The organism is Aldersonia kunmingensis (assembly GCF_001646865.1).
Lineage (GTDB): Bacteria > Actinomycetota > Actinomycetes > Mycobacteriales > Mycobacteriaceae > Aldersonia > Aldersonia kunmingensis.
Window position 1 is genome coordinate 24,317 of sequence record NZ_LRRB01000111.1, and the last position, 11,730, is coordinate 36,046.

Below are 11,730 nucleotides of genomic sequence, written 5' to 3' on the forward strand. Positions count from 1 at the left end.
GCGCCATGACCCAGGAACTCACGTCTCGTCCGTCGGCGGGCCCGTCCGGTTCCGATCAGCCTCCCATCGTTGTCCTCATCGACGCGTCCACGACGGTCGAACATGACGTCATCGATCGCTGGCTGGCCACGGAAGGCCTGAACACGGCACTCGGGCTGCCGAAACCGGACTCCCGCCTCGATCTCGATCTCGACGAAGTCGCGACCCACCTGACCCGCCGCGAAGACGACCCTCTGATCGTGCCCGTGCGAGTGCTCTGGCTTCCGCCAGAGCGGGATGGCATCCGGCGAGCGCGGTTCTCCGACCTCGTGTTCTCCAATCCGCGGGATCCGCACCGGCTGATGCAGCGCTGGATCGTCCGCAATGCTCCGGACCGCCATCGCGTACTCACCGGCCGGCCTGCCCGGCTCAGCGAACTGTGCGCCCGCTACGCCGACCGCGAGCCAACCAGGGCCGCGCTGGCCCGGTCCATCATCCGCGCCGCGCGGTTATCGCTGGATCGCTCGGAACGTGCGGTCATCGGCGCCCGCTACAAAGTGCCACAGCACGTGGCCGAGGAAATCCTGGAGTCCATCGAGTTCCGACGACAGCTCGATGGGCTCGCCGACGACCTCGGCATCGAGCATGGCGAGGCGTACCGGCGCGCCGAGAACAACCTGCGGGACATGGTCGCGACCCAGACCGCGCTGGTTTCCGACCTCTTCAACCAGGTAATGCGTCCGTTGCACCGGTCCGCATGGCAGATCGACGCCGACGAATCCAGCCTCGCAAAGCTGCGGCGGCTCAACGAGCGCCAGCCGCTGATCTTCCTTCCGTCTCACCGGTCCTACGTCGACCCGTTCGTCCTCGACGAGGTGCTGGCGCGCAACGATTTCCCACCAAGCCATCTCATCGGCGGCGCAAACCTGAACTTCTGGCCGATCGGCCCGCTCGCTCGTCTGAGCGGCGCGATCTTCATTCGCCGCAGCTTCGGAGACGACGAAATCTATAAGGCGTGCGTTGCCGAGTACCTCGGCTACCTGCTCGCCAAGCGCTTCAACCTGGAGTGGTACTTCGAGGGCGGCCGCACCAGGACCGGCAAGCTGCGCCCACCTCGGTACGGCCTGCTGAACTACCTCGCCGCCTCGGTGCGGACGAACAAGGTGGACGACGTCCTCCTGGTGCCGGTGTCCATCACCTACGAACGGCTCAACGAACTCGGCGCGATTGCTGTCGAGCAACTTGGTGGCGGCAAGAAGTCCGAGGGGATCAGCTGGTTCGTCAATTACATTCGCAGCCAGCAGAAAGCGGCTGGCAAGGTCTACGTGCGCTTCGGCGAGCCGCTGTCGGCCCGCGGTCGCCTCTTTGCGAACGGCGATCCGCTGGTTGCCGCAGGCGGAAATGAAATGCCGGCCTCCGTCATCGAAGGCGCAACTGGGCCGGACGACGACGGCGAAGCGCGGCTCGCGGTGCAGAAGGTCGCCTTCGAACTCGCGGTCGGCATCAATGACGTCACGCCGGTCACGGTCAATGCGGTCGTGACCCTCGCCCTGCTCGGCGTCCAGTCGCGTGCGCTCACCGGCAGCGAGGTGCGCGCCGTCGTCCGGCCGGTGCTCGACTACATCGAGAAGCGCGGCATACCGAAGGGCGACCTCGATCTGCTGCGCAGCAATGCGGGACTGGTCAGCGTGCTGGAAGAACTCTCGGCGGCGAAGGTCGTCACGATCTATGCCGGCGGTGACGAGCCGGTCTATTCGATCGAGCCCGGCCAGCATCTGATTGCGGCCTTCTACCGCAACAGCGCCATGCACTGGTTCGTCAACCGCGCGCTGCTCGAACTCAGTGCGCTCGCCGCATCGGAAAATCCAGCGGCACTCCCGTTCGAGAAGGGGTGGGCGGAGGCCGAGCGACTCCGCGACATGCTGAAGTACGAGTTCTTCTTCCCCGACCGCGAGACGTTCCGTGAGCAAATGAAGATCGAGGTCGACCTCATCGACCCGGACTGGCGAACGCGATCGGTCACCGCACTGGAACTGCTCGACTACCTGACCAAGACCGGTTTCATGATGGTGCACCGCACGCTGCGGTCGTTCTTCGACGCGCAACTCGTTGTCGCCGAGCGGCTATGCCTGCGCGGCCCCGAAGAGGATATCGACCGCAAAACGCTCATCACAGAATGCGTCGGCGTCGGCCAGCAGATGCTTCTGCAGTCCCGGCTGCACAGCCCCGAGTCGGTCTCATCCGAACTGTTCGCCTCCGCGATCCGGCTTGCGAACAACCGCGGGTTGCTCACTGGGGGCGGCGAGGACCTCGCCGCGCGGCGTGACCAGTTCGCCGCCGACCTGCGTGATATTTCCAGCCGAATCACCAAGGCAGCGCTGCTCGACGAGTCGAATCGGAGGCTGACCGGTGGACTTCGATAACGCGCTCGAGCGGGTCCGCAAAGGGCCCGAGGGACCGCACATCGGCGCATTCTTCGACTACGACGGCACCCTGATCCACGGCTTCTCCGCCGCGAACTTCTATCGCGACCTCATCATGTCCCGCAAGGTTTCCCCTCTCCAGCTGGCCGAGACCGTGGTTGCCGGAATCCGCGGAACATCGAATGAGGCGGATTTCGAACGGTTCGTCCGGTCGGCCCTGAAGGCTTACGCGGGTCACACCGAGGATGAGCTCCACGAGCTATCGAATCGAATCTTTACCCGGGAGATCGCTGGGCAGATGTATCCGCAGGCATGGCAGCTATTGCGTGCGCACGAGGCCGCAGGCCACACACTCGTGGTGGCTTCCTCGGCCACCTGGTTCCAAATCGCGCCTGCTGCAGAAGAACTCGGCATTCCCAACATTCTCGCAACACCGGTGGAGATGCGCGATGGCGTCGCGACCGGGCGGATCACCGGCCGCACGCTGTGGGCCGAGGGCAAGGCGGCAGCGGTCACGGACTTCGCGCGGAACAACGACATCGACCTCGACCAGAGCTACGCCTACGGCAACGGCACCGAGGACGTCGCGTTTCTTTCCTCGGTCGGAACCCCGACCGCGCTCAACCCGGACAGGGGACTGACCAGGCACGCCGAGGAGCACGACTGGCCGATCGTTCGGCTGCGCCCGCGCGGCGGTGCCGGTGTCAGCCAGCTCGTGCGCACCGCCGCGGGTTACACCGGCCTGTTCGGCGGAGCGGCCCTCGGGATCGCGACGAATCTTGGCCGCAGCCAACGCAACATGGTGGACGGCATGATCTCGAACGCGTCGACCTTCGCGCTGTTCGGCGCCGGCGTACACATCAACATCGTCGGCAAACGGCACGCGCGGGCGCCGCGCCCGGCGGTGTTCATCTTCAACCATCAGAGCGAGTTCGACCTGCTCGTGATGGGCGAGGTCCTCCACGGCGGCTTCACCGGCATCGTGAAAAAGGAGATGGCCGCCAATCCGCTGTTCGGGCCAATGCTGCGCTTCGGCGGTGCGACCTTCATCGACCGGAAGAACACCGACAAGGCCAAATCGGAGCTCAAGCCCGTCGTCGAGACGTTGAAATCCGGTGTGTCCGTGATTGTCGCGCCCGAGGGCACGCGCTCGCTGAGCCCACGACTCGGCGAGTTCAAGAAGGGCGCCTTCCATATCGCGATACAGGCCGGGGTGCCGATCGTCCCCGTGGTGATCCGCAATGCCGGCGAGATCTACTGGCGCAACGCGAGAGCGATCCGGCAGGGCACCATCGATGTAGCGGTGCTCGAACCGATCGATGTCAGCGAGTGGGATCCCGCGCACCTCGACTCGAACGTCGCAGAGGTACGACAGCTATTCTTCGAGACCCTGCTGGACTGGCCGAAGGGCTGACGTGCTCCCCGTTCGTGACGGTCTCAATCCGAGCCGTCTCCGGTTGCCGCCGGGCGACTGGCCGACGGTTCTGGTTTATCTGCTCGAGCGCTTCCCGTCCGACGCGGTCCGGTTGCGGGAAAAGGTCGCCGCCGACGAGGTAGTGGACGGCCGTGGGGCGCCGATATCGGAACAAACCCCCTACCGCAGTGGCGATTTCGTGTACCTCTATCGCGACCCGCCGGTCGAGACGCCGGTGCCGTTCGATGTCGAGATCCTGCATCGTGACGATGACCTGCTCGTCGTGGACAAACCACATTTCCTGGCCAGCACGCCGCGCGGCGGGTTCATTGTCGAGACTGCGCTGGTGCGACTGCGCCGCAAGCTGGACTTGCCGGAACTCTCGCCCGCGCATCGGCTCGACCGCCTTACCGCCGGCGTACTGCTCTTCACGGTGCATCGAGCCGCGCGCCGGGATTACCAGATGCTGTTCGCGCAGCGGCTCGTTCAGAAGCAGTACGAGGCAATCGCCGGCTTCGACCCCGCAGCACCGCTGCCGTTGCTGGTGCGCAGCCATATCGTCAAACGACCGGGCGTATTGCAGGCCCAGGAGATCCCCGGTCCGGACAACAGCGAGACGCGCATCGAGCTGATCGAATCCCGCGACGCGCTGGCCCGGTACAGCCTGCTGCCCACCACCGGAAAGACGCATCAACTACGCGTGCACCTGAATTCGCTCGGCATTCCCATCGTCGGCGATCCGCTCTACCCGGACGTGCTCGACATTGCCCCGGACGACTACCGCAACCCGCTCCGACTGCTCGCGCGGCGGCTCACCTTCGACGACCCCCGAACCGGCCAATCGCGCACCTTCACCAGCCGCCGCACCCTCGACTGGCCGGACTAGGACCGCCAAACGGGTGCGAATTGTGCAAACGGGGGCGAAACTTCGCACCCACAAACACAATTTGCACCCGGGAAGCAGGCCACACGCGAGCACACTTCCAGACGGGGCCTACCGCATCCCCGCCACGGTTACCGACAGTAAATTTTGTCTTGACAGTTCTTCTTGTCGGTGAGACGCTAAGTTCATGCACGAGATCGCAGCCATTGAGGATCCGGCCGCCGCGGAGGTTTCGCTCGACCCGATTCGCGCCAGCCTCCTTGCCGCCCTCAGCACCCCCGGCTCGGCGTCGAGCCTGGCGCCGCAGCTCGGGCTCACCCGGCAGAAGGCGAATTACCACCTGCGCGCGCTCGAGGAGCACGGACTGGTGGAACTCGTCGCCGAACGCAAGAAGGGCAACGTCGTCGAACGCGTGTTTCAGGCGACCGCAGCCTCGTACGTCATCTCCCCCGCCGCACTGGCCGCCGTCGCCCCGGACCCGGCACGCGCGCCGAACCAGCTGTCTGCACGATGGCTGCTCGCGCTCGGCGCCCGCCTGGTCCGCGAGCTCGGCACCCTCATCGCCGGTGCCGATGCCGCACGAAAACCATTGGCCACCTACGGGATCGACACGGAGATCAACTTTGCCACCGCTGCCGATCGGGCCGCGTTCGCCGAGGAGCTCGGCACGCAGGTGGCGACCTTGGTCGGCAAGTATCACCGCGAGAACGCAGCCGGCGGGCGACGTCATCGACTCGCCGTTGCGCTGCACCCCACCCCGAAAACCACTATCGAGAAGGCGAACTGACATGTGGAAGCCCTTCGAACTCAACCGAACCGTCGAACTCTCCGTTGATCCGCAGACCGTGTTCGAGGCGGTCAGCACCGGAACCGGCGGTTGGATGTTCCCAAGCGAGATCGAACCCGCCGTCGGTGGCGACGATGGTGAGGCCAAGGTCGCGGCATGGGAGCCTGGCCGCCGGTTGACCATCGAGGTCGGCGACGAGGGCGACTGGTACAACAAGCTCGACTACAGCATCGAGCCGAGTGGAACCGGCAGCGTCCTGCACTACCAGCACCGCAGCGTGCTCCCCGACGAACTTTGGGACGTACAGTTCGCCGCCTGCGACAACCACACCGACTTCTATATGCACACCCTCGGTGAGTACGTCGATCACTTCGCCGGCCGCGACGTCGCCTACGTCAACGTCAACGGGCCGGACGGCTCGGCCACGACGGATGGGTTCGAGAAGCTACGCACCAGCCTCGGGGTCGAATCGGTCGGCCAGCGAATCGCTCTCACCATCCCCACTCTCGGCACGCTCGACGCCACGGTCGATTTCGCCAACGCCAACTTCATCGGGCTGCGCACCGGTGACGCGCTGTACCGTTTCTACGGGCGCAACGCGTGGGGCGGCCCGGTCGGGATGTCTGCGCATATCTTCGCCGAAACCGATACGGCCGCAACCGAAACTGCCCTGCAGGACTGGCTGAACTCCCTCTACTCCTAGACGAGGAAACAATGGCGCACGAATTCCGGATCGAACGCGAAGTCGTCCTGCCCGCGAGTCCTGAGCAGGTGTTCGCGGCGGTCACCGAGGGCACCGCCGGGTGGATGTTCCCCACGCCGCCTGCCGATCCCAACGATCCGAGCCCGGACAACCCGGTGCAGACCTGGGATCCGCCGCATCATCTCGCGGTCCGCCAGGACGGCCCGGACGGCTGGTTCAACGCCCTCGAACACATCATCGAGGCGCGCGACGGCGGCACCGCTGTGGTGCGGTACGTGCACTCGGGCATCATGACCGACGACTGGGAATCGCAGTACGACGGCGCGAGCAAGCACACCGATTTCTACCTGCACAGCCTCGCCGAGTACTTGCAGCACTTCGCCGGAATGCCGGTGACCTATGTCGCCACCGAGGGTCCCGAAAGCTCCGGTGCGCCAGGATCATTCGCGCGACTCGCACCGGCACTCGGAATAGCCGAGGCTGCATCTGCGGGAGATGCTGTGGCCCTGAATATTCCGGGGATCGGGCGAATCGACGCGGTCATCGATTACCGCAACGAGTGGTTCCTCGGACTGCGGTCAGCGGATACCCTCTACCGCTTCTACGGCCGAGACAGCTTCGGCGCCACAGTCGATGCCGCGCACCACGTGTTCGGTCGTGAGGTCAACGCGGAGGCCGAGGCAGCCGCGTGGCAGGAGTGGCTCGAAGGCGTCTACGCCTGAGCGGCCAGGCGAATGCGCTCCAGCGTCGACGAGGTGGCGGCACCGGTCACCTCGTCGATGAGTTCGATGGCGGCGTTCGCGAGCAGTTCCGGATGGGAGAACGGCAGCCAGTGCCCACCCTTGACCACCCGAAACCACACCCGATCCGCCCAGCGCGCCTCGTCTGCATAGAGCGACTGCCGCACTGCCGGGTCGCGGGTGCCGACAATGATCTGCACTGGGATCTTCGTCGACATTCCCTGGGCGGTAAGCGGATTGGTGCGTCGATCCAGCAGCACCCGGCGGTAGATGCGGAGCCCGCTGACGATATCGTGCCGGAAGTTCGGCCCAAGGTGAATCTGGTCGATGGGAATCCGTTCCACGGTCGACAAGAAACGCTTCCACCGTCCCGCGGCGTCGCCACGGCCCAACACGAACGCCGGCAACACCGGCAGTGAGAAGAAGATCGAGTACGCGAACGACCCGATTGCCGCAAGAGGCAGCGCGATGTTGCGTGGAGTGGGACGACGCAACCGGGACCTGGCCCAGGCGCCGGCGTGCCCGAGGCTCGGGCCCGATACCGAGGTGAACGACGCGACGCGACGGGTGGCATCCGGACCCGTCACCACTTCCCAGGCAGAAATGCTGCCCCAGTCGTGGGCGAGGATGTGGACCGGGCGGTCCGGGCTGATCGCGTCGATCACGGCCTCGTGGTCGGCGGCCAGTTTGGCGACGGTGATGGCATGGCTGCCGGGCGGGGCTGTCGATTCACCGTGGCCGCGATTGTCGACGCGGATGACCCGGAACCGATCGGTCAGCATTGGCACCACGTTGTGCCACAGCTCGTGGCTGTCAGGCCAGCCGTGGAGCAACAGGACGGTCTCGCCGTCCGGGTTGCCCTCCTCGAACACCGCGATGTCGACATCGCCGTTGCGCACCGTGTGCCGCGTGACCATGGCCTTCACTCCCCCGACTCCGTCGTCCGAGATTATCTGGTACTCATCGTTACATACATATCTGGTGCCGTCACCCCGCCAGCCCCGATGCGACGAACCGCTCGACCACCCGCCGCTCCGCGGCAGCATCCGGAAAAGGCCATTCGACCAGGGCTAGGACGACCCGGACGATCCAGTTCGCCGCATCGTCGTCGGGTACCCCACCAAGCCCCGGCGCGGAGCCCGCGGAGTGCCCACCAAGCCCCGGCGCGGAGCCCGCGGAGTGCCCACCCAGCACGGCCGACGCCATCTGCGCCACCACGGGCGATCCCGAGAGGTACGCGTTGCTGCCACCAGACCGAACATTCGCGAACCAATGCGAGACCACCGGGTCGGCCCGAATGATCGCCACCGCCACCAGGATCGCCTCGGAAATGCGCCGCGGTCCCGACAGCTTCGCCGTCGCCGATGCAACCCGACTGGTCACCGCCACTGCGGCCCGCGCGATCGCCCCGTCCACCAGCGCCGATTTCCCACCGACGTACCGATAGAGCGTTGCGCGCGAGCATCCCGCCCGGGCCGCGACGTCGTCCATGCTCACGTCGCCGAAGCCGCGTTCCAGAAAGAGTTCGGTGGCCACCGCATAGATCCGGTCCTCGGCCATCGCGCGGCGACTCCCGCCGGCAAGCCAATCGGCGCGCTCGTCCGACATGACGCTCTCCGATCACTCTGGCCGCGCATTCATCTCATGGTGAGACAGATAGTTGATTCTGTATAGCTTTCACCAGCACCTTCTCGGAATTGGAGCCTGCCGTCCGGAGTTACCCGTCTCGTGTAGAGACGGTGATTGACACCCGTATCGCACATGTCGGACCGTCTGGAGGTACCCACCAATGAGGAGCAGCCCATGACCTCCGCGCCGCCCGACAGCCTCGACGTCTTCGATCCCCGCCACCTCGACGACCCGAACCGGCTGTACGACCTGTTGCGCTCGACCGCACCGGTGCACCGCGTCGGAGAGACGAACTTCTACCTGGTGTCGAGCTGGGATCTGGTGACCGAGGCTGTAAGCCGCACCGATGACTTCTCGTCCAACCTCACGGCAGCGCTGGTCCGCGGGCCCGACGGAACGTCATCCGTCTTCGAGATGGACGTGCTCGGGTCCGCGATGCATGTGCTGGCCACCGCCGACGACCCGGCGCATGCCGCGCAACGTCGCATCGTGGCGCCCGCGGTCGGGCAACGGCTGAAGGCAATCGAGCCGATGGTCACCGAACTCGTCGAACAACTGTGGTCCGAGAATCTGCGCGACGGGCGAATCGAGTGGGTGTCGGGCATGGCGGACCGACTCCCGCTCGCCGTCGTGGCTCGGCTGCTCGGGCTGCCTGACGAGGATCTCCCGCAGCTGCTTGGTTGGGCCTACGACAGCACCGAGATGCTCAGCGGTCTCGTCGAATCCGACCGGATGGGTCAGCTCACGACCTCAGCCGTCGAGTTGGCGGGGTACCTGTACAGCAGTCTGCAGTCCGCACGCGACGAGCCGCGCGATGACGTGACAGGCGTCCTCGCGAGCGCGGTCGACGCCGGTGAGATCGCCCCCGAGGTAGCCGTGCTGATACTCGTCCAATTGGTCGGTGCCGGTGGCGAATCCACCGCTGCGCTGACCGCCAACGCAGCGCGCATGCTGGCTGCCGATGCCGAGTTGCAAGATCGACTCCGCGCAGAGCCCGCACTCATCGGCAACTTTCTCGAGGAAGCGCTGCGGCTCGAATCACCGTTCCGGGCCCACCACCGGCACGTCACGACCGACACCAGCCTCGGCGGTGTCGACCTCCGCGCGGATAGCCACCTCATGCTGATGTGGGGTGCGGCCAACCGGGATCCGGCCAACTTCGCCGAACCGGACCGGATCGATCTCGACCGCAAAGGAAGCCGGGCACACGTCGCGTTCGGCAAGGGTGCACACTTCTGCATCGGCGCGGCGCTCGCACGCATGGAGGCCCACGCGGCAATCGCTGCCTTGCTCGAGAACAGCAGCCGGGTCTCGCTCATCCACAGCGACGAGCCGCGCTGGGTGCCGAGCATCATGGTCCGACGGCACGAATACCTGCCGCTGCGCATCTCCTGAGACCGGCGAGTGTCTGAGAACACATGCAGGTCAGGGTGTATTCAAGACCACAGCTGGACGATTGACCATACAAATCTTCCCCGGTGTATGTTCGCGACAGGATCGGCCCCCGAGAACGAAGCGAGCACATGCAGACACCGACGGCAGCGCCTGCCACCCGACTCGACTTCGCAACCGTGTGGCTCGTCGGCGTCGCGTGTGCCGCGCTGAGCATCGTGGTCGCTGCCATGGCGGCACTCAACACCGCGCTGCCCGAGATCGCGCCGAATCTGCAGGCCAGCACGATCCAGATGACCTGGATCATCGATGGCTACACACTCGTCCTGGCCGCGCTGCTGCTTCCCGCCGGCGCGGTCGGTGACCGCTGGGGCCGGCGCGGCGTCCTGGTCGCGGGCATGGTTGTGTTCGCGGTCGCGTCGCTGCTGCCGCTCTGGGTCAACGACCCGACACTGTTCATCGCCACGCGCTGCCTTGCCGGTGTCGGCGCGGCGATGGTTATGCCCTCGACCCTGTCGCTGATCTCGTCCGGCGTGCCGGAGGACAAGCGGCCGCTGGCCGTCAGCGTGTGGGCGGGTGTCGCCGGCATCGGCGCGATCGCCGGGTTCTTCGTGACCGGCATGCTGCTGGAAGCGTTCAGCTGGCACTCGATCTTCATCACCTTCGCCGCGTCCGCGACTCTGCTCGCCGTGCTGTCGTGCACGATTCCGACGTCCAAGGACAGCACGCCGAAGGCCTTCGACCTGCTCGGCTCGGTGACGTCGGCACTCGCCGTCGCCGTGTTCGTCTACGGCCTCATCGAGGCACCGCAGCGCGGTTGGCTCGATCCGATCGTGCTCGCGGCGCTGTTCGGCGGGGTCGTGCTCGCCGCCGCGTTCATTTGGCTGCAGATCAACGGATCCCGCCAGCTGATCGACGTCAAACTCTTCCTGAATCGCGCATTCGGGTCGGGCGCATTCTCCGTCACGCTGCAGTACCTCGCGTCGTTCGGCACGTTCTTCCTGATCCTGCAGCGTTTCCAGATGGTCATGGGCTACTCGCCGCTGAAGTCCGCGGTCGCTCTGCTGCCCTTGGTCATCGTCATGCTGGTCTCGACGCTCGTCGGCAACTGGTTCGCTGTGCACGTAAACCTGCGCAGCACGCTGGCCGGCGGCATCCTCATCGCCGGCGTCGGGCTCATCAGCCTCGGTGCGTTCGACAACACCGAGTACTGGCAGGTGTGCGGGGCGCTGTGCGTGATGGCGGTTGGCATCGGATTCGCTTCCGCGCCCGCCACCACCGCGATCATGATGAATACGCCCGAGGACAACCACGGCGTCGGATCGGCGATCAACGACACCGCCCGCGAACTCGGCGCAGCGATCGGCATCGCACTGGCGGGCAGCATCGTTGCCGCCGGATACAGCAGCCGCATCGTCGAGACCGCCGACACCGCGCGCGAGCAGGTCGACCGCACCGCCGCCGCCTTCGCGGGAACCGAACAGGGCCAACAGATCTCGGCCCAGGCCGATCAGATGCACGAGTACGTGTCGCGCTCCCTGCCCGAGGCGATGGCCGTCTCCGAGCAGGCAGCCGCTCAGGGGCAAACCGGACTCGCGGCCCAGATCGCCGAGGGCGCGCAGCAGGCGTTCCTCGACCCGATGGCGCAGGCCAGCCTCGCGCTCGGCGCAGTTCTGGTCGCGAGCGGTGCCCTGCTGGCCTGGTGGGCGCCGAAGGCGATCACCACCGAGCCGGTCGAGCAGCCGGAGGAGCTCGCGGAGCCGGTCCCGGTCTAGTTGGT

10 protein-coding genes are annotated in these 11,730 nt (G+C 66.0%); 8 read left to right on the forward strand and 2 right to left on the reverse strand.

Features of this window, described 5'->3' with window-relative positions; all coding sequences use genetic code 11:
- Positions 1-5 precede the first annotated feature (5 nt).
- The 6 genes from A8G08_RS08395 to A8G08_RS08420 all read left to right on the forward strand — a co-directional run bounded on the left by A8G08_RS08395 (position 6) and on the right by A8G08_RS08420 (position 6,911).
- Positions 6-2,402, forward strand: coding sequence for a glycerol-3-phosphate 1-O-acyltransferase (locus A8G08_RS08395; protein ID WP_068272680.1), 2,397 nt, complete (start codon positions 6-8; stop codon positions 2,400-2,402).
- Positions 2,389-3,816, forward strand: a complete 1,428-nt coding sequence (locus A8G08_RS08400; RefSeq protein WP_068272682.1) for an HAD-IB family hydrolase — start codon at positions 2,389-2,391, stop codon at positions 3,814-3,816. Before A8G08_RS08395 ends, A8G08_RS08400 begins: the two co-directional genes overlap by 14 nt.
- Position 3,817: 1 nt before the next feature.
- Complete coding sequence (locus tag A8G08_RS08405; protein WP_068272683.1) at positions 3,818-4,702, forward strand: pseudouridine synthase; 885 nt, start codon at positions 3,818-3,820, stop codon at positions 4,700-4,702.
- A 184-nt stretch (positions 4,703-4,886) separates the two neighbouring features.
- The gene (locus tag A8G08_RS08410) at positions 4,887-5,486 is read left to right on the forward strand and encodes an ArsR/SmtB family transcription factor (RefSeq protein ID WP_068272687.1); all 600 of its coding nucleotides are present in this window, start codon (positions 4,887-4,889) and stop codon (positions 5,484-5,486) included.
- A 1-nt stretch (position 5,487) separates the two neighbouring features.
- Positions 5,488-6,189: an SRPBCC family protein gene (locus tag A8G08_RS08415; protein ID WP_068272693.1), complete on the forward strand. Its 702-nt coding sequence runs from the start codon at positions 5,488-5,490 to the stop codon at positions 6,187-6,189.
- An 11-nt stretch (positions 6,190-6,200) separates the two neighbouring features.
- Entirely contained in the window at positions 6,201-6,911 is a 711-nt protein-coding gene (locus A8G08_RS08420; RefSeq protein ID WP_068272698.1) for an SRPBCC family protein, read from the forward strand.
- On the opposite strand, the gene A8G08_RS08425 is transcribed toward A8G08_RS08420, so the two are convergent.
- Both A8G08_RS08425 and A8G08_RS08430 read right to left on the reverse strand, forming a co-directional pair.
- Entirely contained in the window at positions 6,902-7,846 is a 945-nt protein-coding gene (locus tag A8G08_RS08425) for an alpha/beta fold hydrolase (RefSeq protein ID WP_084436049.1), read from the reverse strand. The two genes, A8G08_RS08420 and A8G08_RS08425, sit on opposite strands and share 10 nt — an antisense overlap.
- A 70-nt stretch (positions 7,847-7,916) precedes the next feature.
- Positions 7,917-8,537 (reverse strand): TetR/AcrR family transcriptional regulator, encoded by a 621-nt coding sequence (locus A8G08_RS08430; RefSeq protein WP_068272703.1) that lies wholly within the window; start codon positions 8,535-8,537, stop codon positions 7,917-7,919.
- Between the two features lie 195 nt (positions 8,538-8,732).
- Between A8G08_RS08430 and A8G08_RS08435 the strand changes: the two genes are divergently transcribed.
- The gene (locus A8G08_RS08435) at positions 8,733-9,953 is read left to right on the forward strand and encodes a cytochrome P450 (protein WP_068272890.1); all 1,221 of its coding nucleotides are present in this window, start codon (positions 8,733-8,735) and stop codon (positions 9,951-9,953) included.
- A 128-nt stretch (positions 9,954-10,081) separates the two neighbouring features.
- Complete coding sequence (locus A8G08_RS08440; RefSeq protein ID WP_068272705.1) at positions 10,082-11,725, forward strand: MFS transporter; 1,644 nt, start codon at positions 10,082-10,084, stop codon at positions 11,723-11,725.
- Positions 11,726-11,730: the final 5 nt, after the last annotated feature.